The organism is Alteromonas infernus, from assembly GCF_902705815.1.
In genome coordinates, this window is the sequence record NZ_CACSIG010000008.1 from 271,743 (window position 1) to 295,279 (window position 23,537).

Annotated in this window: 22 protein-coding genes and 1 pseudogene; 7 read left to right on the forward strand and 16 right to left on the reverse strand. The window is 46.7% G+C overall.

Features of this window, described 5'->3' with window-relative positions:
* Window positions 1-107 precede the first annotated feature (107 nt).
* Entirely contained in the window at window positions 108-1,886 is a 1,779-nt protein-coding gene (locus tag ACX5J7_RS03125) for a C1 family peptidase (RefSeq protein ID WP_012520161.1), read from the forward strand.
* A 66-nt stretch (window positions 1,887-1,952) separates the two neighbouring features.
* On the opposite strand, the gene ACX5J7_RS03130 is transcribed toward ACX5J7_RS03125, so the two are convergent.
* From ACX5J7_RS03130 to bioH, 3 genes and pseudogenes are all read right to left on the reverse strand, one after another.
* Window positions 1,953-2,936: a putative metalloprotease CJM1_0395 family protein gene (locus ACX5J7_RS03130; RefSeq protein ID WP_012520162.1), complete on the reverse strand. Its 984-nt coding sequence runs from the start codon at window positions 2,934-2,936 to the stop codon at window positions 1,953-1,955.
* 14 nt (window positions 2,937-2,950) lie between these two features.
* A complete protein-coding gene (locus ACX5J7_RS03135) occupies window positions 2,951-3,265 on the reverse strand; it encodes a hypothetical protein (RefSeq protein ID WP_020746878.1) in 315 nt (104 codons plus the stop codon).
* A 182-nt stretch (window positions 3,266-3,447) separates the two neighbouring features.
* Window positions 3,448-4,259 (reverse strand): annotated as a pseudogene (gene bioH, locus ACX5J7_RS03140) (pimeloyl-ACP methyl ester esterase BioH).
* Between the two features lie 99 nt (window positions 4,260-4,358).
* Here bioH and ACX5J7_RS03145 point away from each other — a divergent pair.
* On the forward strand, window positions 4,359-5,072 hold the full coding sequence (locus tag ACX5J7_RS03145; RefSeq protein WP_020744537.1) for a ComF family protein: 714 nt from the start codon (window positions 4,359-4,361) through the stop codon (window positions 5,070-5,072).
* A gap of 70 nt (window positions 5,073-5,142) precedes the next feature.
* Here the strand turns inward: ACX5J7_RS03145 and ACX5J7_RS03150 are convergent, their stop codons facing one another.
* A complete protein-coding gene (locus tag ACX5J7_RS03150; protein WP_341456310.1) occupies window positions 5,143-7,800 on the reverse strand; it encodes a M14 metallopeptidase family protein in 2,658 nt (885 codons plus the stop codon).
* A 161-nt stretch (window positions 7,801-7,961) separates the two neighbouring features.
* Here ACX5J7_RS03150 and nfuA point away from each other — a divergent pair, with 161 nt between their 5' ends.
* From nfuA to ACX5J7_RS03165, 3 genes are all read left to right on the forward strand, one after another.
* Window positions 7,962-8,540, forward strand: a complete 579-nt coding sequence (gene nfuA, locus ACX5J7_RS03155; protein WP_012518748.1) for a Fe-S biogenesis protein NfuA — start codon at window positions 7,962-7,964, stop codon at window positions 8,538-8,540.
* A gap of 476 nt (window positions 8,541-9,016) precedes the next feature.
* A complete protein-coding gene (locus tag ACX5J7_RS03160; RefSeq protein ID WP_012520168.1) occupies window positions 9,017-9,712 on the forward strand; it encodes an aspartate/glutamate racemase family protein in 696 nt (231 codons plus the stop codon).
* A 61-nt stretch (window positions 9,713-9,773) separates the two neighbouring features.
* Window positions 9,774-10,157, forward strand: coding sequence for a VOC family protein (locus ACX5J7_RS03165; RefSeq protein WP_012518745.1), 384 nt, complete (start codon window positions 9,774-9,776; stop codon window positions 10,155-10,157).
* 63 nt (window positions 10,158-10,220) lie between these two features.
* Here the strand turns inward: ACX5J7_RS03165 and ACX5J7_RS03170 are convergent, their stop codons facing one another.
* A complete protein-coding gene (locus ACX5J7_RS03170) occupies window positions 10,221-11,567 on the reverse strand; it encodes an MATE family efflux transporter (protein WP_333969945.1) in 1,347 nt (448 codons plus the stop codon).
* 123 nt (window positions 11,568-11,690) lie between these two features.
* Between ACX5J7_RS03170 and ACX5J7_RS03175 the strand changes: the two genes are divergently transcribed.
* Window positions 11,691-12,893 carry a polysaccharide deacetylase family protein gene (locus ACX5J7_RS03175; RefSeq protein WP_341456311.1) on the forward strand — a complete coding sequence of 401 codons (1,203 nt, stop codon included), beginning with the start codon at window positions 11,691-11,693 and terminating at the stop codon, window positions 12,891-12,893.
* 76 nt (window positions 12,894-12,969) lie between these two features.
* On the opposite strand, the gene ACX5J7_RS03180 is transcribed toward ACX5J7_RS03175, so the two are convergent.
* From ACX5J7_RS03180 to ACX5J7_RS03205, 6 genes are read right to left on the reverse strand one after another with little or no spacing between them, the layout of a single operon-like run.
* Window positions 12,970-13,557, reverse strand: coding sequence for a GNAT family N-acetyltransferase (locus ACX5J7_RS03180; protein WP_141153016.1), 588 nt, complete (start codon window positions 13,555-13,557; stop codon window positions 12,970-12,972).
* Between the two features lies 1 nt (window position 13,558).
* Window positions 13,559-14,203, reverse strand: a complete 645-nt coding sequence (locus ACX5J7_RS03185) for an SCO family protein (RefSeq protein WP_278383126.1) — start codon at window positions 14,201-14,203, stop codon at window positions 13,559-13,561.
* Window positions 14,200-15,117 carry a heme o synthase gene (cyoE, locus tag ACX5J7_RS03190; protein ID WP_012518740.1) on the reverse strand — a complete coding sequence of 306 codons (918 nt, stop codon included), beginning with the start codon at window positions 15,115-15,117 and terminating at the stop codon, window positions 14,200-14,202. Before cyoE ends, ACX5J7_RS03185 begins: the two co-directional genes overlap by 4 nt.
* Window positions 15,110-16,321, reverse strand: a complete 1,212-nt coding sequence (locus ACX5J7_RS03195; protein ID WP_462835473.1) for a COX15/CtaA family protein — start codon at window positions 16,319-16,321, stop codon at window positions 15,110-15,112. Before ACX5J7_RS03195 ends, cyoE begins: the two co-directional genes overlap by 8 nt.
* Window positions 16,322-16,326: 5 nt before the next feature.
* On the reverse strand, window positions 16,327-16,866 hold the full coding sequence (locus ACX5J7_RS03200) for a redox-active disulfide-containing membrane protein (RefSeq protein WP_012518738.1): 540 nt from the start codon (window positions 16,864-16,866) through the stop codon (window positions 16,327-16,329).
* Complete coding sequence (locus ACX5J7_RS03205) at window positions 16,859-17,563, reverse strand: SURF1 family protein (RefSeq protein ID WP_333969950.1); 705 nt, start codon at window positions 17,561-17,563, stop codon at window positions 16,859-16,861. The genes ACX5J7_RS03200 and ACX5J7_RS03205 overlap by 8 nt, the downstream gene beginning before the upstream one ends.
* 45 nt (window positions 17,564-17,608) lie before the next feature.
* Here ACX5J7_RS03205 and ACX5J7_RS03210 point away from each other — a divergent pair, with 45 nt between their 5' ends.
* The gene (locus tag ACX5J7_RS03210) at window positions 17,609-17,818 is read left to right on the forward strand and encodes a DUF2909 domain-containing protein (RefSeq protein WP_012518736.1); all 210 of its coding nucleotides are present in this window, start codon (window positions 17,609-17,611) and stop codon (window positions 17,816-17,818) included.
* Between the two features lie 17 nt (window positions 17,819-17,835).
* Here the strand turns inward: ACX5J7_RS03210 and ACX5J7_RS03215 are convergent, their stop codons facing one another.
* The 5 genes from ACX5J7_RS03215 to lexA form a co-directional block, all read right to left on the reverse strand.
* A complete protein-coding gene (locus tag ACX5J7_RS03215; protein ID WP_012518735.1) occupies window positions 17,836-18,729 on the reverse strand; it encodes a cytochrome c oxidase subunit 3 in 894 nt (297 codons plus the stop codon).
* 23 nt (window positions 18,730-18,752) lie between these two features.
* The gene (locus ACX5J7_RS03220; RefSeq protein WP_020746418.1) at window positions 18,753-19,340 is read right to left on the reverse strand and encodes a cytochrome c oxidase assembly protein; all 588 of its coding nucleotides are present in this window, start codon (window positions 19,338-19,340) and stop codon (window positions 18,753-18,755) included.
* 140 nt (window positions 19,341-19,480) lie between these two features.
* On the reverse strand, window positions 19,481-21,094 hold the full coding sequence (gene ctaD / locus ACX5J7_RS03225; protein WP_012518733.1) for a cytochrome c oxidase subunit I: 1,614 nt from the start codon (window positions 21,092-21,094) through the stop codon (window positions 19,481-19,483).
* A gap of 9 nt (window positions 21,095-21,103) precedes the next feature.
* Complete coding sequence (gene coxB, locus ACX5J7_RS03230) at window positions 21,104-22,267, reverse strand: cytochrome c oxidase subunit II (RefSeq protein ID WP_020744543.1); 1,164 nt, start codon at window positions 22,265-22,267, stop codon at window positions 21,104-21,106.
* A 583-nt stretch (window positions 22,268-22,850) separates the two neighbouring features.
* Window positions 22,851-23,477 carry a transcriptional repressor LexA gene (lexA, locus tag ACX5J7_RS03235; RefSeq protein ID WP_012518730.1) on the reverse strand — a complete coding sequence of 209 codons (627 nt, stop codon included), beginning with the start codon at window positions 23,475-23,477 and terminating at the stop codon, window positions 22,851-22,853.
* Between the last annotated feature and the right edge of the window lie 60 nt (window positions 23,478-23,537).

Below are 23,537 nucleotides of genomic sequence, written 5' to 3' on the forward strand. Positions count from 1 at the left end.
TATGCTGTGGACGTATAGCGAGGGTAATGTTGCGCCTTTGACCAAAGCCTTTGTTTCTAAGGCTCTACTTTCGGACAACGAAACGCTAGCAATCAAAGGACGATATAATGAACTCGCCTGTTTCACAAAAAACACTCAATGTCAGCGCTGACTATCCCGATCTTAGGGACCGTTACTATCAACCAAACCTCACTCCACTTAAGCCGTTTATCGACCCGCCAGGTAACCTTGTCATATTAGATCAAGGCAAAGACGGGGCATGTACGGGGTTCGCCCTTGCTGCCACTATTAACTTCATTTACCGCCAACAGGGTCGAAAACAGACCGTAAGTCCGTGGATGCTTTATGCCATGGCAAAGCGTCATGATGAATGGCTCGGTGAAGCCTACGAGGGTTCTAGCTGCCGCGGCGCAATTAAGGGCTGGTATAACAGCGGTGTTTGCCATGCTTCACTTACCGAAGACATTACCCATAGCAATGAGTTTGAAATGTCACTTGCTATCGCCAATAACGCAAGCAATCACAGGCTAGGGGCCTACTATCGCATTGAAAGGGAAATTAGTGATTTCCACGCTGCGCTTAATGAAGTGGGTGTTATTTTTGTCTCCGCCAGAATTCATGAAGGCTGGAACAATTGCGAAGGCGATACCATCACCCTTAGACCAGAACCTATGGGCGGCCATGCTTTTGCCATCGTTGGCTATAACGACGAAGGCTTTTGGATTCAAAATTCATGGGGCGCTGACTGGAAGAAATCTGGGCTTGCCCTTTGGCGCTACGACGATTGGGCGCTAAATGTAATGGATGCGTGGGTAGTGCAGCTAGCGCTACCGATTGCCGGCACTGGCACCTTTCACCAAGCCACTCGCTCTATTGCACAAGGGCTATTCTCGCGCTCTACGCCGCGGGTGAGTATTCAAGATCATTTCGTTCACTTCGACGACGGGCACTTCGATACAACCAGCAAGTATTGGAGCAATAAAAATCACGTCGACACCATTATTGAAAAACTATCTCAAAGTGAACATAAGCACGTAATGCTTTACGCCCACGGCGGGCTAAATAGCATAAAGGCCTCGGCTAAGCGTATTGCCGCCATGAAAGATACCTTTCTTAAAAACGAGGTATATCCCATACATTTTATGTATGACACCGGCATGCTGGAAGAATTAAAAGATATTTTAGGCTTTAAGAACCAAGAACTGAGTAACAAAGTTGGCGCGTTTACTGATTACACAGACCGTATTTTAGAGTGGGCTACAAGAAAAGTAGGCGGCGCTCTATGGCGAGAAATGAAGTCGGATGCCTGTACGCCTTTCACCCGCGTCACTTCCGATGGTACCTATTTCTTAACCCGACTGGCCGACTATTTAAAAAATAGCACGCACATTCAACTTCACATAGTGGGTCACTCAGCGGGCTCTATTTTTCAAGCTCATAGCCTTGCTCGTCTATTTAAAATTGATGAAACGCTCAAAGTAGATAGTCTACATTTAATGGCGCCGGCAATAAGCTATCCGTTGTTTAATGAAACATTGGCTCCGCTAATTGAAAGTGAGCATATTGCTTCAACAACGGTTTATAACTTATCCGGGCCTTTAGAGAAAGACGACCACGTGGCGCGTATTTACCAAAAATCACTGCTTTATCTCGTATCGAATGCCTTTGAGTCGAAAACGGCAATGCCATTACTAGGTATGGCGGCCTTTAATGCGCCAATTGCTAATGTAACGTTCAAGTATAGTGAAGGGAAAGAAGGTGATTCTACCGCGGCGACCTCACACGGTGGCTTTGATAGCGACGTAGACACCATGAACTCAGTGCTTACCGATATTACCGGTGGCTCCCCTAAATACCCCTTTACCAAAGCAATTTTAGATTATTGAAGCGGGCGGTATTTGCAGTAAAAAGCACGTGTACGTGGAAGTTATGTCAGTGAAGCGTGCAGGTGCTTAAGCCTGAAGCGAAAGGCCTTCAGCAGATGGCGTGTACGCCTGTAAATAAGCACTTTGAATACGCCCAATTCTCGCCTGCATAAACTGAGAATCATCATTGGCGCTACCCGCGCTTGAAGTAGAGTCAGCAAACTGGGGTTGGGACGATAGCACAGCGTTCGGTGCTGAGTCGGTCGGTATATCTTCATTGGTGACAGAGCCAGCTTCTTGTGCAATATCAGTTTGTGGTGTGATACTGCTATCAATATTCGTATCTAAAGCACTTTGAGCGGTATCATTGCCTTGGGCTTGCTGCCCTTTAGCAATGTCGCTGCGAGCTTCAGTGGCTTTTTGAGATGCCTCTGCCGCTACTTTTAAATCTTGTGAAGAAGGCTCAGCGGGCGCGAGAGCGGCAGCTCGCACTTGTTCCATCTTTTTCAACGTTTCTTCTGGCGTTTTTTCTTCTGAGACATCAATAGACACCTCGCCGTCGGTCACATAGCGCTTATTATCTGGGCCTGTTGTATACTCATACTGAGGCGCACCAGCATATTGGCCGCCCGTTGAAGCATGGGCCTGTTCGTGGACTCTTACTTCCTGATCGCGGGCTTTTAGCTGCTCAATTTCCGCGGCGTCTTGCTGCTCTTGTTGTTCTTCCTGTGCTTGCTGTGTTGACTGGTCAGATTGCTGCTGGTCTTTGGCGTTCTGTTTACCCGCACTTTCATCCTGAGCATTATCTTTTTCCTGCCCAAATACATTTTGAAATGCTGCTTGCAGTTCAGATTGAATTTGCGGTCGTTCATAGGTAACGGGAGCAGGAGGTTGTCCTGGACTTTTCGCTTTGTCAGCTTCAGACCCCAGCCCTTTCTGAGACGCACCTTGCTCAGCATCTGATGCTTGAGGTATGGTTTCACGCTGCACATTGTCTCTGCGCGCAGACTCGGTATTGATGTTAGCGGTGGGATAGGCAATGGCGTTAAGGATAGGTGTAATTATATTCACCGTGAGCGCTCCCGTTACGCCAGAACGTCGATAATAGTGCCAAGCATATCGTCGGCTACGCCTAGCACTTTGGCAGAGGCTTGCGCGTTTCGCTCATTTACGTTCAACGCGATGAGATCATCTGTCAATCGTGTTGCGCTAGATGAGGTGTTGTTGGTGCCGTTAGCAGCCGTATTGGGCTGGATTGGCTGCGCTGGGGCCACAGCATCTTCAGCTGTACGTTGGGCAATACTAGATGCCGCCTGCGAAATACCTTCGCTAGCACTTTGTAAGCCATACTGGGCCGCTACAAATGCAGAACTTGCACTGTTACCGTCAATACCTGTCATACACTACCTCTACTCTCTCATGTGCAATTATTGACCACTTTTACACAAATGAAAAGCTAAGACTTAACGCAGCGTATTAAACCTTTGTCAGAAGGTGCTTTTTATTTTACCCAATTTAAAGGAAGCTGTACGAAATAAGCTCCTGATTATAAAAGTCAGGAGCGCAATTCATGCCAATCAGATTAAGATGCCTTTTGCTGGTAAATACCTGCCATGAAACGAAACAGGATGTCAGCGGTTTGCTGAGGATGGGAAATAAATGGTGCATGAGAAGCATGAGGCAACACCACCGTATCAGCCTGCGGATGCAGCTCACATATTCTGTCAATTCCGCTAGTCGGCACCAAGCTGTCTAATCTTCCGTAAAGGCGCAGTGTTGGCACAGTTATGCGCCCCACATCTTGTCGCATATCTTCGGTAGACAACATGCGAAGCCCTTTTTTTTAAGCGCTTCTTCCGCAGGAGCAGGGAATTGGGTTACCTGTTCCCTAATGGCTTTAATATCCTGCTTAGCGGTTTCACTTCCCATCGCTTGGATAGCCAAGAAGCGTTCTAGGGTTTTTTGATAGTTTTTCTCAAGCTGCGCTTCAAACATAGAGAGTAAATCGGCTGCAATACCAGGCCAACAAGGCCCTGCAATAAAACGCGGCGTTGAGGCGATGGTGACGAGACCGGTAAGTTTTTCAGGCGCTAATAGGGCAAGCTTCTGCGCAACCAACCCACCTAAAGACCAGCCAACCACGACGCATCGCTCTGGTAGTTTATTCACTACAGCCTGCGCCAGCGAATCTGCATTATACGGGGAAGGAACGATACCCGCATTCTCTCCGAACCCGGGAAGATCAATAGTAGTCACGCGAAAGTTATCGCTTAAGTAGGGAAGGAAGGATGTGAACGCACCGCTATTCATCCCCCATCCATGAAGAAATACAAGATCTACGCCTGTACCCTTTGTACGGGTGACAAGCTCGCCGTTTGTATGCAAACTTTCCATTTACACCTCCTCTGGCTGTAACGTGTTTTTTGAGACTACACGTAATGATGAAAATAGGTCGACGTTCGACAATTCAAGGAAGTTGATGGAATCAACACTATGAACCTTTCATGCTTGCTATGTTATCAGGCAAGTCCTGCGCCAGTATGTCACTGGTGTGAAGATGACATCTTTTTTTTCGATGAGCGGTTACACGGAAGTAATCTACTTCACTACGGCCCTGTTGCAGGCCACGTCAAGCATAGCCACTACGATGCACTTAGTGTGCTAGGGCTTCATACATGGCCCATGTCATCGCTGGTTCACCAGTTGAAGTTTACGCATTCCCTTACCGCAGGAAAAGTGTTAAGTCACTGGTTTGTCCATAAAAAGCGACAGTGCACGCTAACAGTGCCTCATTTACTCCTTCCGGTTCCTATTAGTGCATGGCGATTAGCCACACGACACTACAACCAAGCCGCCGTATTAAGCCATCAGCTTAGCTATACATTTGGTATCCCGATTGATCACCAATGGGCCAGAAGACAGGGATTGAGTGTACAGCACCACCTATCTAGAGTAGCAAGGGCAGAAAATGCAAGCCGCGTATTTCACTTATCGGCCTCCTGCATAGACCACTCAATCAAGGCTCTGGGACACAAGAAAAACGGACGTGACCTCACCGTCGCTATTGTTGATGACGTACTCACCACTGGGGTAACAGTGAACACGCTGAGTAAGCAGTTAAAAATGCGCTACCCGAAGATAACGGTTCAAGTGTGGGCAGCGGCGTTCACGCCGCCGCCGAAAAGCAGCTTATTTCAATACGCGTAAGCGGCGCGGCCAAATAGCCCACCTTAGTGAGCGCCCACTTACCGCTTACACTGACTGCTGCCGTCGTGCATTACCGAATGAAGTGAGATTGATAAATCGCATTCGCAAGCATTTTATTTGTGCCATACCAATACCCTCTAAATTGCGTATTGTCCGTAAAGCCTATAACCACACCACGCCCCATTTTTTGCGTTGTAACGGCCGTAGACTCTGCCATTAAAGCGACCATAGCGTTATCACTAAACCCCGCCATTAACGGTTCATCGGTATAGCGCGCTGGGGTGACAAATGGCGAATTGCTGGCATCAACTATCATATTGTTGGTTTTAAACATTGGCAGTGTATCGTCATCGTAGCCGTAGAATAAAGGATGTGATTTATCGATATTGGCCTCAAAAACAGCCCCCGCCACTAACTTTCTAGCGTAAAGCGAGGCGCCATCCTTATAGCTAAGCTCACTGTCATCAAACGCATTATCTATGCTCTCTTGGCTAACCATTTCGATATCCAGCCACTTATGCTCGGCGAAATAACGCAGCGCAGACTTTTGTCCGATGACTACACCGCCCGCTTTAACCCAGTCTTCTATCTTTTCGTTTTCCGAATCAGAGAAGTGATAGCGGCCACTTGGAAACAAAATATGGGTGTAGGTTACACTGGGGTCGCTTAGCGCCCTCGCCACATTGTGCTGCTCTACAATGCTCGCAGGCAGGCCGACCTTCGTATCGAAGTAGTGCCACATCTCACCCGCTTCATATTCACTGGCCCCTTCTCCACCAACAATAAGCACCTGTGGTAAAGCTACCGGCTTCATGCTTCTGCTGCCTAAGTCGTTTCCGGTAGGCGTTAAGCCGCTGCGAAGGCTAAATACTGGTACCTGCAGCTGTTGCTGTACGCTTTTAAGAATAAACGCCACATTTTCCGGCTGGCCTAAGCCTTTAGGAATAATGATACTGCCTGGCTGCAGCGCGATATTTTTGCCATTGTACTGAACGGCAGAAAAGGGCTTTTCGCTGCTACGCACTTTAACGCCGGCTTCAAGTAGGGTTTGAAGCATGGCCGGGGCATAGTAGTGCTGCCAAGAAAATGCGTAGGCATAAGCATCGCTTTGAATTGAATTTAGCGTTGCTTGCTTTAGCGTGTCTCTAGCACCTAACTCGAGACCGCGCGCATCGCCTTTGTCCAAAGGCGCATAGTCTAAGTTAAAAGCTAACGCTAAATTCCACGTGGACACATCGTAAAAAGTATTGTTTTCAAACGACGTTTGCGTTGAAAAAATAGATTTAACCAAACGATACTGCGGCTGATTTGTGGGAATATATATCGCCTGACCTGCGCTATAGCGAACCTTATTCACCTCATGGTTTTCTGTTAGCACTTCATAGCGGATGTGATGCTGATTTAGCAGCGCGATAAACGCATTAAAGCGGCCAGTATCGTTTGACACACCAACTACAAAGCCGGAATGTTCGTCCTTTTTAGCAAGCGATTGGGTGCTTTTAACAAACCCAGTTTGGTAATCAAGAATTGCGGCTTTATTTGCCAATGCGCCTCTAAAGGTGCTTAGAGACGTGGTAATTTGATTGGCAATGGTGTCTTTGAAGGCAAGCTTGCCATTGATAGAGTCCTGAAGGTGACCTCGTGAACTGGCCTGCTCAAAAAGAATACCTATACTGCCGTGCAGATCAGGGTAAGTTGACCCTTTCCCTGCATAAAAGTCATCAAAAGCTTCTTGAGTGAAATACAGTTCCCCTTGCTCGTCAAAGGCAGCAGCATGATATTGCGCAAGGGCCTCGGTTAGCGTTACGTTTTCATCTGGCGTTAAAGGGTTTTTGCGCGAGCGAACACCGGGCTGAAAGAAGTAGGTGCTATCGGTACCCATTTCGTGAAAGTCGGTCAGTATATGCGGGCGCCATTTATGGAACTGCTTAATACGTGCTTGCGACTCCGGGTGGGCCAATAACAACCAGTCGCGGTTTAAGTCGAACCAATAATGATTGGTGCGCCCAGAGGGCCAGCCTTCGTCATGTTCGCGGTGACGACTGTCAGAAACCAACTGCTTTCCCTTGTGCATATTCGCCCACTGAGCAAAGCGTGATAGACCATCGGGGTTGAAAGACGGGTCGAACAGCACAATATTATTGTCTAACAAGGCATCAATTTCTTTACCTTCGCCAGCAGCGAGGTAATAAGCCAGTGCAAGCGAGGCATTTGTGCCCGAGGGTTCATTACCGTGAATACTGTAACCCATATAGAAAACTAGCGGTGCGTCGCTACCGACCTTGTCGCCACTTTCCATAGCGTTAATGTGCTGTTTTCGAAGTGTTTCGATATTCTTGCGGTTTGAAGGCGACGTAATAGTCAACAACAAAAGCGGACGATTTTCATGAGTGCGACCGGTTTCCTCAAGGGTGATACGATCGGACTTTTCGGCTAATACCTTCATGTAATTCACGACTTGGTCGTGGCGAACATGCCACTCGCCAATGTTGGCACCAAGTACCGATTCCGGTGTAGGGATATTCGGGTTATACGTCACGCTATCGGGTAGGTATGCGGTAACCGGCTGTCCACCCACGTCTGGCGTAAGGGTAACCGTTGAATTTAAGGCTTGCTGTGCATATGCTTGATGGCTCATCGCTGCACCAAAGGCAAATGAGCTGAGGGCCAATAATGCGGCAAATTTAAATCGGCTGTTTTTGGCGGAGTAATGCAATTTCGCTAACATAGCGCTTCCCGTCTTGTTGTTATGGTTGAGAAGTAAGTACTATAAGCACGCTTCCCAACAAATTCGATTTACTGGAATAATTTATTTAATTAATACCTGACTGTTTTAGTCAGGTAAATTTGTTACAATAATCTAAATTTCAAAATATGTAGGACTTGCTGATGATAACTATATCAGAAGAAGCCCAGGCTCACTTCGTAAAACTGTTGAGTAAACAAGAGTCTGGCACGAATATTCGTGTATTCGTCGTAAACCCAGGCACTTCGTCGGCAGAGTGTGGCGTGTCCTATTGCCCGCCAGATGCTGTGGAAGAGACTGACACACGCTTAACGTTCAACGGTTTTGACGCGGTCGTAGATGAAGAGAGCGCACCGTATTTAGACGAAGCTGAAATTGATTATGTAACCGACCAAATGGGCTCGCAACTCACGTTAAAAGCGCCTAACGCTAAAGCGCGTAAGGTGTCTGATGATGCGCCGCTTATTGAACGTATTAATTACATGATCGAGTCGGAAATTAATCCGCAGCTAGCTAACCACGGCGGCCAAGTTGTACTTACCGAACTCACTGATGACGGCTATGCTGTACTTCAGTTTGGTGGTGGCTGTAACGGTTGCTCTATGGTTGATGTAACGCTTAAAGATGGCATTGAAAAACAAATGCTTGAACAGTTTGCAGGCGAGCTAAATGGCGTACGCGATGCAACAGAACACCAAGCAGGTGAGCACTCTTACTACTAAGGGCGACGCCAAGCCGTTATAGGTTCTCAACCTTATGCTAACGCAAGATATACACAAAAGCTGGCAACGATTTAAAATGGGTCTCACCCTTTTCGTTGTCGGCGTCTTGCTTTTATTTACCACAAGTCACCTTCACACTACGCTTTACTATTTAAGCCTTCTCGTTTTATTTGTGGGCTTCGCCCTAGCCATGTTGGGCTATTTCGGTATTTTCATTCAGCGTTTTTCGTTTCTAAAAAATAAAAAGCCGCCACCTAAGTTTTAATCACGCTTTGACGTATCAAAAGCCCTTACCAGCATTAGCTTAGGCTCAGCACAGTTTCAAAAAGCCACAACCTACTTTCTTTTAAAGTGCTATCTCTTTCTTAACACATAACGATGTTATGGCATGAAATGAAAGTTCAGATGGCAAGTAGTCAATGCAGCTCCAAACAGGTAGATTAGTTTAAAACACCCATGACGCAACGGTAGATATGATGAAAAAACTTGGTTTGTTAGGCGGAATGAGTTGGGAGTCTACGGTCAGTTATTATCAAGCAATAAACCGAGGGGTGAATGCCCGCCTTGGCGGCTTACACAGCGCTCAACTCGTTTTGAGCAGCGTTGATTTTGCGCAGATAGAACAGCTTCAACATAGAGGAGACTGGAGTAAAACCGCAGATATTCTCACTCAAGAAGCCAGAAACCTTGAGCTAGCTGGCGCAAAAGCCTTGGTTATCTGTACCAATACCATGCACAAAGTAGCCGACACCATTGAGCAAAATATTTCAGTCCCGCTTATTCATATCGCCGATGCTACAGGTAACGAGCTTCAACAGCATAGCGTTAAAAAAGTCGGGCTACTCGGCACACGCTTTACCATGGAGCAACCCTTTTATAGGTCGCGCATAGAAAATAATTTTAACATTGATGTTATTACGCCCAATGCACGACAGCGAGATATTGTGCATAAGATAATTTATGAACAATTATGCAAGGGCGTGATTTGTGTTGACTCCCGTAACGCGTATATTGAGATTATTAACGCACTTGCAGGCAAAGGTGCTGAAGGCATTATTTTAGGCTGTACGGAAATCGCATTATTGATACAGCAGCAACACACCCAAGTTCGGTTATTCGATACCACTGCTATTCACGCATCAGCAGCCGTCGACATTGCATTAAGTGATTGAGGGTCTATTAACCCTATTTGATCGATGGGGCTTACCCCAGATTTAAAAAGAGGACACAACTATGTTTAGCCACGTTATGTTAGGTGCAAATGACCTTGAAGCGTCGAAGAAGTTTTATGATGCCGTTTTAGGCGTACTGGGCTACGAGCCCGGGGTGTTTGATGAACACGGACGAGTATTCTACTACACGCCAAAGGGTATTTTGGCGCTAACCAAACCGATTAACGGTGAAGCCGCCACACATGGTAACGGCACAACACTCGGCCTTGCTGCCCGCACACCAGAGTTGGTAGATGAGTGGCATAAAGTAGGAAGCGAGAATGGGGGTGTTCCATGTGAAGATCCACCAGGCATTCGAGGCAATGGCGAACGCCAACTTTACCTTGCTTACCTGCGAGACCCTGCAGGCAATAAGCTTTGTGCCACGCACATCGTCAAGATGTAACGGTTAAAAATATTAAGCCTGCCGAGGCTTCATTGCCATCTGCAGGCTTAGTTATACGTTTTACTACCCGTTAGAAGACGCCAGTTCTTCACGCTTGTCTAACCGATAAAAGCTCCAAGCCAATGTCACGCCCCTAGCTAGTAAAAAGGCAAGTAGGGCATACCATAGGCTTACATTACCCTGGTTTTTGGTGAGGTACCACACGGGGAAGTAGACGCCTAGCGCACTTATTATCATAGTATTTCGCATTGCGCTGGCTCGGGTAAGGCCAACAAATACACCATCGTATAAAAAGCACCAGTGCGCCAACAAGGGAAGTAAAACCATCAAGCTAAGGTAGGGCAGTGCTGCCCTTACAATGCCACCATGCTCGGTAAGTAGCTCAATAATGGCTTCACCTGCTGCGTAAAATATCAGGCTATAGATAAGGGCAAAAATACTCGACCAAACTAGCCCTTGATAAGTACGCCGTTTAATTTCGGCCGTATTTGAAGCCCCTTTGGCTTCCCCCACCAGCGCTTCCACACCATAGGCAATGCCATCTAACCCCAGAGCAATCAAAACGAAGAACTGCATAAGTATAGCGTTGACCGCTGCCGACGTTTCGCCGTAGCGGGCGCCTTGAATAGTGAGGAACGCTAAGCAGCCTTGCAGTGCTAAGTTGCGTAATAGCATATCACCGTTTAGCTTCATCAACACTTTTCGGGCAGCGCGGTTAAACCACGATGTACTTACCGCTACACTTCCAACCTGTTTAAAAGCCACCACTAGCGCCATTATTGCCATGGTATATTCAGCGATTACGCTGGCTAGCGCTACGCCAGCCACAGACAGGTTCAGGCCAAACACAAATATCACATCAAGTAAGGCATTTAATAAATTCCCCACAATTTGAATGGTCATAACGCTGCGCGTTTTCTGTTGCCCCACTAACCACCCCACTAATGCCAGGTTAAGCATGGCAGCAGGTGCCCCCCACACTCGGGTCGAAAAGTAATGTTGAAGGTGAAGGGCTACGTCACTGTTTGGCTGGGTTAAGGTTAAGCCTACAGAAAGAATAGGGGACTGAAGAACAAGCACGGCACCCCCCAACAACAAGGCTACGGCCACCGTTTGCCATAAAACTTTCGCCGACTCTAATGTATTGTTTGGCGCGCCTTTAGCTTGGGCACTTAACCCCGTTGAAGACATGCGAAGAAACCCACATACCCAGTATATTTGGGTTAATATGAGCGCACCTACCGACGCCCCCGCAAGCATGGCGGGTAACGACATGTGCCCGAGAACCGCAGTATCCACTAAGCCTAATAGCGGTGTAGTAATATTCGCTAAGATCATAGGAAGCGCTAGGGCTAACAGACGGGTATGATCGTCAAAAAAGGAGCGCTGAGTTACTTGGACACGGGACATAAATGATCTCAGTAGGGGTTGGTTTCGCTATATACTATCAACTTATGGCGCAGCATAACTAAAACGCGCACTGGCTCATCTAAGTAGCAAACAGGTAAAGACGCGTTCATACAAGAGTTTATCATGCTATTAAATTTGATCAGGCACTCAATGGATGATGATATGAAAACAAGCAATGTGGTACACAACAGAACGATGAAACGCACGAATGTGAAATATCTAGCAATAATGTTCATGGGGGTTTTTAGTGTATTGTTTTTCGCGCCAGCCCTCTCTGCAACCCCTGCGGCTGATATCAATAATCAAGTTGAGGCAAGCAGCGATTCAACGCTAATCACCACCCCAAACGCCGCAATTCTGCTTTATCACCATGTATCGTCTTCAACGCCTGCCAGCACGAGTATATCGCCTGAGACCTTTAAATCACACATGGAATACTTGGAAACGCACCACACAGTAGTGCCGCTTCAGGACGTTGTTTCCGCGATACAAAACAACACCACACTGCCTGAAAAGGCTGTCGCTATTACGTTTGACGATGGCTATGCCAATATTTTAGACAATGCTCACCCAATTCTCGCCGAAATGGATTTTCCTTATACTGTGTTTATTAACCCCAATGAAATTGGCGTAGGCCCGCAGCAGTTAACATGGGAGCAAGTCGTTGCCATGCATAACGACGGCGTTGTGTTTGCCAATCACACCCTAGACCATTTACACATGCTAAATGGTGAGCAGGAAATGGGCGAGCGCGCATGGCTCAATACCGTATGGCAAAACGTTGAAAGTGCAGAACAGAAGATAGCAGATAGGCTGGATATCAGCCTTAAATATTTGGCCTTCCCATTTGGCGAATACAATACGGCGCTCGCCAATAAGCTTGAAGCTGAAGGTTATGTAGGGTTTGGACAACACTCGGGAGCGGTAGGCCCTAACAGCGATATGCAGGCCCTCCCACGTTTCCCCGCGGCGGGCCCCTACGCTAACTTAGCTACACTTAAAACCAAGCTAAACAGTCTAGCTATGCCAGTCACACATACCACTCATCAGAACCCACGAATGACTCAAAGAAGGCTGACCTCTCCTATTAGCCTTACTATCGACAGTGACGATGTGCGCCTTTCTCAGGTAAATTGCTTTTTTAGCGGCAAGCCAATAGAAACAAATATTGAAGGTAACGTACTGACCTTTAGCGTAAATGAAATGCTCCCCGTAGGGCGGTCACGGGTTAACTGCACGGCACCATCTAATACACAGGCCGGGCGCTACTACTGGTATTCGACGCCTTTTTTTGTGGCCGATGAAAAAGGGAATTATCCAGATTAAGTAGAAGCGATTGTTTTAACATACAACAAGGGCTGCTATGTATATTAAAGCAGCCCTTACATAACGAATGGTTTACCTACACGGGTTTGGAAAAGCGGATAAACCCTTTGTTTATCGACTCTTCTACAAAGTCATGGCGTTGATAAAAACGAATGGCGGGGATATTCGATACTTCAACGTCCAACACCAGCTTACGCTTTTGCAGCTTTGCAGCGCGGGCCTGCATAGTGTCAATCAGCTGTGAGCCTACTCCCGAACGGCGCGCACTTTCAGCAACAGATAAATGGCCAATCATAAGCTCGGTGTTGGTTGGCGGCGTTAAATTTATGGCTACCGTTTGGTTGCGCATCAGAACCGTCATGGCTTCATCAAGGGTAAAATAAGACGTTATACTGTCGAGCGTTGCTCTATCAAATGCTGCGCCTAGCTTGCTATGCCAGCAGGTAACGACACCAAGAACCTCATCACCTTTGCATGCCACCCAATGATTATTGAAACCATACTGACCACCACCAAGCGCCCACGCATGGGAAAGGTAGCCATCGGCCGTTTTGTTCTTATTGTGTCCAAAGATAGACGTTAATAATGACTGCGCCGCATTTAAAATGAGTGGCGCAGTTTGCGCAGCATCAGAAGCTACGCCTTGCCTGATTTCAATTTCCATACTACTGCTTTGAGATAATTACTGGCATGTCTGCCAATATTTGCTGGGAATCACTTATCGATAGCTTTCCTGGCTCTCTTTTTGGTTTAAATCTTCCTATCACCCTAGCTTCAGGGTCGATAAGTACAACGGACGCACTGTGATCAACTAAATAATTGGGGTTGTCGGTACTTTCTGCAATAGCATACATCATTCCCAAGTTGCGTACGAAGGGAAAAAGCGTTTTATGCTCGCCGGTAAGGGCAATGAACTCTTCATTAAAATAGCTCACATACTCTGCCAGTCTTTCAACTGAGTCGCGTTTTGGGTCCACAGATACAAAAACAATGCGAATTGGTTCGACGCTATTTAGGGCTTGAAGTTCAGGGTAAATATTATTGAGCTCAGCCATTGTGGTAGGGCAAATGTCGGGGCAAAAGGTATAGCCCACAAACACAAGGCTCCACTGGCCCTTCAAAGACGACGTATCAAAGCGTTCGCCCTTATGCGTTACCAAGGAAAAAGGCGATATAGCACGTGGTTCTGGGTAGGTTTGAAAATATTCAGGCTCGCCTTCAACACTCGGGGGCGCAATATAAAGCGCCCCGACTATGCCAGCACAAAGTGCTAAAAACGCAACAAGGCCGACAGTGATTCGTTGATTCATAAACTCAGTGGTATGTAGTGATCTAAGAGTAATACTACAAACAATACCATGAGATGAATAATTGAAAACCTAAAAGTTTTCATTGCGGTTTGTGAATCTGCGTCGAACTTCAGCTTTAGCGCGTAATATAAAAAGCCAATATTCAATATACTCGCGCCAATTAGATAAATAAGATCGCTCATGCCAGTCAAGTAAGGTAGCAAGCACACAAGCCCTAACAATACTGTGTATAGCAACACGGATGTTTTGGTAAAAGAAACCCCATGGGTAACAGGCAGCATAGGCACTTTCGCTTTCGCGTAGTCTTTTTCTCTATGGATGGCAAGCGCCCAAAAATGCGGGGGCGTCCATGTAAAGATGATAAGTACCAACAAGAGCGCGTGGGCATGAATCTCGCCCGTTACCGCAGTCCAGCCTAAAAGCGGAGGGGCTGCGCCTGCCAGGCCGCCAATAACGATGTTTTGAGGCGTTGCACGCTTTAAGTACATGGTGTAGATAAAGGCGTAGCCGACCAAGCTAGCCAGCGTGAGCCATGCCGTTATCATGTTTACAAAAAGAGCGAGGACCGCAAAGCCCACTACACCCAGTATTCCTGCAAACCAAAGGGCGTTATTTATACTCACTTTACCTTTCGCCACGGGACGATTAAAGGTACGCGCCATCACGCTATCTATTTTGTGATCGACAACATGATTAATCACCGCAGCTGACGCTGACAACATGCCTATACCGAGTAAGCCACAAATTAAAACCTCAGCCGATACCCAAGTAGGCGTGGCTAAGCACATGCCCACTAGCGCAGTTAACAGCAGCAACATCACCACATTCGGTTTAGTCATTTCATAATAATCGCGCCAGGTAACCTGTTGGTATTGGCGAGAAGCGCGTGCCTGTAATGGAAGTGATTTAGCCATGGAAACCTCCTGGAGCTCTAGGGAGAATATGAGAAGCGGAAGACCCAGAAATAGGGCCAGGTGAATTTGCGTGAGTGCTAAACGCGCCCGCGGGATTAAACGGCGTAGAGGGTGGCGACGGTGTAGCGATGCCCACTGAACTGTCTTTTTCCCCTTCTTTTTTGTACACGGCATTGCGTTGCAACACGGTAGCCACAGTAAAAATTAGGTTTAGCAAAGCAAGCAGTAACACAGCGGCTACAGCGTTGTGCAGTACCGCCACCGCTAATGGCAACATGAAAACAACATTGCTAACCCCTAGTGCCACCTGCATGCACAACGCGATTAACATAACTACACTGACGTACTTTTGTTTTTGCGTAGCAAAATTGCTTACCAATACGCGAACCCCCAAGGCTAGCAAATACAAAAAAGTGATAACTGCGCCTAGTCTATGCACAATATGCATCGTTACCCGCTCGCCATAGTCGTGAGCGCCAAATTCATAATTATCCGCATTGGGTACGCTAAAAGCGCCTTTAAAATCGATACGCCCTTGCCAGCCGCTTTCACACACCGGAAGCTCAGTACATGCAAGGGCTGCGTAGTTTGCCGACGTCCACCCCCCTAAAGCAATTTGCGTAACTAATACGCCTAAGCCAACAAACGCAAAAAACTTAACAGAAGACTGAAACGCGGTAGCGCGAGGCCCACTAAAAGGGTGCTCTTCATATTGTAAAGCATCAGTATTGGCCGCTTGATGACGGCGTAGCCGAAGGTACAGAATAAAGAGGCATGAAAGTACCGAGAAGCCGCCGAGAAGGTGCCCCATCACCACAACAGGAAGTAGATTAAGTGTTACCGTCCACATGCCAAGTGCCGCTTGAAATATAATCAGCCCCAGCAGCAGTAACGGCAGTTTAACCGGCGTGCCCTTGTCACGCTGCCGAAGGGCGATAACGGCGATAGCAAGTACACAAACTCCCAGCGTGCCAGCAAAATAACGATGAATCATTTCGTTCCACGCTTTAAAGGCCTCGACAGGACGTTCTGGGTAGGCCGCGTTTGCCTGAGCCACTTTTTCCTCGCTTAGAGGTACCGTTAAATTACCATAGCACCCTGGCCAATCAGGGCAGCCCAGCCCAGCGTCCGTAAGCCTTGTATAAGCACCCAAAATTATGACTACCGCCGCTAAGAAAATACTGAATAGGGTTAACTTTTTCATCGTTATTATCCTATGCGAGACAGTTTTAGAAGCTTTCTCATGTCGGCTAGCATATTGCGACTTTCCATCACCGCCTCTTTTCTGTCGTTGTTTATCTCATAAAAGAGCATGGCGTTGTTTTGGGTATCTACGATGTAAACACTGCTTGATAAAAGAGCCGTGGGGGACGTAACCTTTAGCGTTTCAACAAAAGGGTATTCGCTCAACGCGGCGAGCGCTTTTTGATCGCTTGAAGACGTAGAGACGACCAGCGCCTGAGCACGGTCCGACTCTTTACCTAGTGCTAACCACACTTGGTTAATGCTAAATAGGGCGTTCTCGCACACGCTATCGCACGTTTCGGGCATGACGTAAAGCAATCGCCATTTCGGCTCTGCATCTTTAAGCAGAGCACTCATATCAATGGTAGGCGCTAGCAAATTACCTTTATTGGTCGCGCCTTTGGTGAACCAGTCGTTATCAAGGGCAAGCTTTGCCAACACCACAGGCAAAACAAACACCGCCACCATAATAATTAACGTCTTTTTTGAAGCAGTATTACTCATAACTACGTCCTTTCTTACTAATTGCAAAGCCGCCAATAGCGGCGGCGGCTATGGCTAAACCAAACCATTGCAGCGCATAGCCAAGGTGCTTTTCAGGAGACATTACAACCGCCTTATGCTCGCGAATAAATGCGGGGTCGGGAGTTGTAAGTTGAAGAATAAAAGGTAAAAAGTTGCGCTCTAACGCATGGCTTAAAGCAGCAAAGTCGATGTACTGAACAAGTGCCGGGCTTTGCGCAAGTGCCATATTCGTTTCTTTAACTAACGGATTTTCACCGGGCGCACTGATAATGCCGGTAAATGCCCGCATATCGCTAGCCAAGCGGATATCCGGTAAGGTTCGGGTTAAGTCTGGCGCCGGCACCCAACCGAAATTAACCAATAGCCAGCCTGCATTGGTATACACCGGAGCGAGAACATCAAACCCTACCCGTTGCTTGTGAATTTGGTTATCTAAAAGCAGGACGTGATTGGCGTCTAATGCGCCGCTAAACGATACCGTAATATCTCGGGGATCCTGATTTAAAAGCGCTTCTTCTAAACTCAAGGTTCCATTGCTTTGCTTTTGCGCTATGCTAGCTAAGCGTTGTTGCTTTTGGACCATGCGATCAAGTTGCCAATACCCTAAACCGCACATTATCGCCACACTAAAGCCTGTGAGTAACCAAGGAATAACGCGGCTAGTGCGAGAGAACATAGTTATCTCGCCCCGTGCACAAATAAAATAAAAACAGAGGTGAGTATGCTAATAAAAATAATCCTTGTTGCTCTTGTGCTGTACATGATTGTGAACTTGTTCATGGCAATGCGCGTTATGATGAAAAACGACACGTCGAAAGGCCCTATGAGTAAATATATTGGTCGGCGTGTACTGACTTCAGCCATCATCGTCATTCTTATTCTTATCGCTATTGGTACCGGCTTAATTACCCCAAACCCAAGGCCTTATTGAGTTTGGGGCTTCTTGCTTTATAGCACGTAAACAAAGAGATAAAGCATGACCCACACCACATCAACAAAGTGCCAATACCAGCTTCCGGCTTGAAACGCGAAGTGATTATCTGGCGTAAAATGCCCTTTCAAAACCCTAAAAAACATCACGATAAGAATGATAGTTCCAAGGGTGACGTGCATGCCGTGAAACCCAGTAAGCATAAAGAAAGTATTGCCATAAATGCCTGACTGAAGGGTTAAACCCAAGTCGCGATACGCGTGGACATATTCCTCCACCTGCAAGAATAAGAACCCACACCCAAGTAAGATGGTAATGCCAAGCATAAGGGTTAATTGCTTGCGTTTATTCTGCTCTAGCCCCACATGCGCAAAGTGCAAAGTTATAGAGGAAATGAGTAGAATTACGGTATTAATAGTCGGTAGACCGGCGGCGCTCATCTCTTGTGTTGTCACTCCGCCCGGCGTACTTACCAGCGGCCACATAGCTTCAAATGTGGGCCACAGTACCTCGTTGGTCATGGCATTATTTGATGCGCCTCCCAACCAGGGAACAGCGATAAATCTCGCGTAGTAAAGGGCGCCAAAAAACGCAGCAAAAAACATGACTTCTGAGAATATAAACCAGCTCATTCCCTGTCGATACGAGCGCCCTAACTGATCGCTGTACAGCCCCGCCATCGACTCGTCAATTTGGTTTTTAAACCAGCCGATAAGCATCACTAATAACACTGCGACACCCGCAAGAAGGATATGGCCTCCGTAGCCAGTTTCCCCTTTTGTGGCCTCTACAACATAGTTTCCTGCCCCCACGGCGATAAGAAATAATGCGATAGCACCAACAATGGGCCAAGGGCTTTGCGCGGGTACATAGTATTTTTGGTATTCATCTTTTTGAATTTCGGGTTGCATTTTTTTCTCCTTATCCCTTGTGCCTATTCACCGGTCGACGGTGTCGAAGCCATAAAGGGATTCGGTGTTGTCGTTAGGTCACTTGCTCGCGCTGTGACGTCATAGAGTGTGTACTGCAAAGTAAAAAAGGTAATATCTTCAGGTAACTGAGGGTCTACATAAAACTGCATAGGCATGTAGGCTTCGCTACCTGCGGACAAAGGCTGCTGGTTAAAACAGAAGCATTCCGTCTTATTTAAATAAAGTGCTGCCATGCCTGGTGATACAGAAGGAATGGCTTGAGCCACAATATTGCTAGAGGCTGGGTTTCGAACGTAAAACGACACCGTGTTGAGCTCACCGGGGTGAACTTTCACACGCTTCGTCTCGGCGCGAAACTCCCACGGCATGCCGGTATTTGTGCGGGTAATAAACTCGACGGTCACTGTTCTGGACGTATCAATTTCAACCGATTGATAAACTGCTGCAGTCCCTTCAGTTTTGCCGTTAATTCCCGTTACATCACAAAACACATCGTAAAGAGGAACAAGTGCGAAGCCGAAGCCAAACATGCCGATAACAATGGCGATAAGCTTGATCACCATTTTGTTGTTTGCACTTTGTTGTGACATCACGCTACCTCCGAGTAAATTCAAAGGTAAGGACTGTTAAACGCTATGATAAGCGCCCCAACATCCCTACCGTCTGTAGTGTGTGAATTTCCTTACTCACACAGGCCATGTTTCACATATAACACGCCCAACCTAAGCGCTTATTTAACAACAGGTGGGGTTTCGAACGTGTGGTAAGGAGCAGGTGATGGAATTTCCCACTCAAGACCTTCAGCGCCGTCCCATACCTGCGCTGACACGCCTTCTCCCTGCTTTTTGCAAGCCTTAATAAGCAATGCGAGGAAGATAAGTTGAGATAAACCAAATGCGAAGCCGCCCAAGCTTATCCACTTGTTAAAATCGGCGAACTGTAAAGCATAATCTGGAATACGACGTGGCATGCCCGCCAAACCTACAAAGTGCATAGGAAAAAACAAAACATTCACCGACACGAGGGAACACCAGAAATGCCATTTTGCCAACGTAGTGTCGTACATTTTGCCGGTCCATTTAGGTAGCCAATAGTAAACGGCTGCCATGATGGAAAAGACGGCCCCTGTCACAAGTACATAGTGAAAGTGAGCCACTACGAAGTAGGTATCGTGGTATTGGAAGTCAACTGGCGTTATCGCAAGCATAAGTCCCGATAACCCGCCTATGGTGAAAAGCACGATAAAGGCAATCGCAAACATCATCGGCATTTCAAAACTTAGCGAGCCACGCCACATAGTGGCCACCCAGTTAAACACTTTTACGCCAGTTGGCACCGAAATAAGCATGGTGGCAAACATGAAAAACATTTCCATATAAACCGGCATGCCCGTGGTAAACATGTGGTGAGCCCAAACAACAAATGACAACAGCGCAATGGACGCGGTTGCATAAACCATAGAAGCATAACCAAATAGCTTTTTACGGGAAAAAGTAGGAACAATTTGCGAGATAATACCAAAGGCCGGCAATATCATTATGTACACTTCAGGGTGACCGAAGAACCAAAAAATGTGCTGGAACATGACGGGGTCACCGCCACCTGCTGCATCAAAGAAGCTTGTTCCAAAGAATTTATCGGTCAATACCATGGTTACCGCGCCTGCTAGCACTGGCATAACGGCAATAAGAAGGAATGCAGTGATTAGCCATGTCCACACAAATAGCGGCATTTTCATCCAGGTCATGCCAGGGGCACGCATATTGAAAATCGTCACAATGACGTTAATCGCACCCATAATGGATGAAATACCCATTATGTGAACCGAAAACACAAACAGCGCTGTGGAATCGCCGCTATATGTTGTGGAAAGTGGCGCATAGAACGTCCAGCCAAATGCCGGACCACCGCCTTCCATGAACAGCGAGCTTAACAGTATGAGAAACGCGCCGGGTAGGATCCAGAAACTCCAGTTATTCATGCGAGGCAATGCCATATCTGGCGCACCTATCATCATGGGGATTAACCAGTTAGCAAGCCCGGTAAAAGCAGGCATTACCGCGCCAAAAACCATGATAAGCCCATGCACTGTGGTCATTTGGTTAAAGAAATTTGGTTCAACAATTTGTAAGCCAGGCTGAAACAGTTCAGCCCGGATAACCATTGCCATCGCACCGCCCACTAAGAACATGATAAAGGCGAACCATAGATAGAGTGTGCCTATGTCCTTGTGGTTAGTGGTAAACAACCAACGGGTAACCCCCTTTGGAATATGGTCGTGATGCTCATGATCATCGTGTTGCGCAGAGGTATCTGGCGAAATAACTTCAGTTGCTTTGCTCATGATCTGCTCCTAGTTTCCGTTCGCAACAGCGTTGACATCTTTAGCCTGAACCATGTCACCTGTGTTGTTACCCCACGCATTTCGCTCGTAGGTAACAACAGCTGCTATTTCTTTAAGACTTAACATTTTGCCAAAGGCTTGCATGGCCGTGCCTGACTTACCGTGAAGCACAATGTCGATATGGCCTTGCTGATCTTCTTTGACCATTTTGCTGCCTTTGAGTGCTGGAAACACGCCAGGGAGACCTTCACCATTGGGCATATGACATGCTGCGCAAGTCGCGTTATAAACACGCTCACCTTCTTGCATTAACTCGTCCATCGACATATTCATAGAAAGGAGACGCTGCTCTTCTTCTTTTGCCTGACGAACCATTGCCTCTTGTTCACTCATCCACTTATCAAACTCAGCGGGCTCTTTGGCAATAACCACAACGGGCATATAACCGTGATCTTTTCCGCACAATTCAGCACACTGTCCGCGATAAATGCCGGGCTCATTTACATTGGCCCATGACTCGTTAATAAATCCAGGGTTGGCATCTTTCTTAACGGCAAAATCTGGAACCCACCACGAATGAATAACGTCGTCAGAGGTAATAAGGAATCGTATTTTTTTGCCCGTAGGTATCACTAGTGGACGGTCAACCTCAAGTAAGTAGTTATCGGTTTTCTGAAACTTGTTTTCAATCTGCTCTCTTTGTGTGGCAAGCAGCGAGTAGAACTCCACGTCACTGTCCATATATTTATAATGCCACTTCCATTGCGACCCTGTGACCAACACTGTCATATCGGGTTCAGTGGTATCTTCCATCGCGATTAGCGTATTTGCAGCCGGTACCGCCATAAAAACGAGAATAAGGAAAGGGATAACGGTCCACGCGATTTCTACTTTTACATTTTCATGAAAGTTAGCGGGCTTAGCGCCACGAGACTTTCTATGTAGATACATAGACGCGAACATCACGCCAAACACGACCACCGCAATGCCAACACAAATGAAGAACATCAACATATGAAGGTCGTAAACCTGACCACTAATGTCGGTAGCACCGCGTCGTAAATTAAGTGAAGAGATTTCTTCACTTGCTTCTTGCGCGAAAATCAATGAAGAGAAAAGCAAAAATGGTAGGCTTGCGCACCACCTTGCCAATACGGTCGTTAGTTGTTTCACTCAGCACCTCCGGAATGGTACGGCTAAAGGCGCTATCTTGTTTTGCGCTAACCCTACCAAATGAATTGCGAACGATTGACCCATAACCTCAACTTGTAAAACAAATTTAGAGTCATTGTTATTATTTTGTTAATCTCTGTATAAGAATTGCGCAATAATGTCGTGCCGTCTAGTCTTTTCTATTAAAAATTTAACGAAGTGGTTAATATTTAATCATTTGATTAAAAGTCAGCATAAGATGAGGTGTGCAGGAAGTAAGCTTTAGAATGTGCAAACGCGCAGTAAATCAAACGCCCATTTTGAACGTGGAGACAACGTCGATGTTACTTTAACTTGCTATTAAATAGACAAGTTAATCCACCTTGAACGACAGTTTTAAACAGTGCTTATATTTTGTAATAGCTGTCGCGGGAGGTATTCATGGACGAAATAAAGAGAAATCTACCGCACAATAGTGGATTCAAGGATTTCTAGTAGGAATAGGATATTCAAACCTAATTTGCCTAAAGCAGAACAAAAACGGGGAGTAAAAGGCACAAAAAAAGCGGCTAATGCACCGCTTTTGATCAAAGAAGCTAAAACCTTACATCCAATCAGCGTTTCGTATAACGCCTACTGCAATACCTTCGATTGCGAAGGGCTCATTTGCAAGGTCAACTTTTATCGGTGAAAACTCTTCATTTTCAGCATGAAGTAATACCTCGCGACCGCGTTTTTCTAGACGCTTCACAGTAACATCTTCATCAACTCGAGCTACCACCACTTGTCCATTATGTACATCAGTCGTGCGATGCACAGCTAGCAGATCACCGTCTAAAATGCCGATGTCTTTCATACTCATACCGTTTACACGAAGTAAAAAGTCTGCTTGAGGTTGGAATAGGGCAGGGTCTACCTTGTAATGAGACTCAACGTGCTCTTGAGCTAAAATAGGCTCTCCAGCAGCTACACGCCCAATTAAAGGCAGGCCTTCTTCCTCTTCAGCTTCATTGTCCAGAGGAATATTGAGCTTTATACCTCGCGACGTACCCGGCAAAATTTCAATCACGCCTTTACGCGCCAAGGCTTTCAAGTGTTCTTCCGCGGCGTTGGCAGAACGGAAACCAAGCTGACGGGCAATTTCAGCACGCGTAGGCGGCATTCCCGTTTCTTGCATGGTTGTTTTAATAAGTTCTAAAACTTCAGTTTGTCGAGCTGTGAGTGGGCGCATAAAAGACCTGTCTGTTCATACAGTTCCTGTAAGTATATACACCTAAAACCAAATAACAAG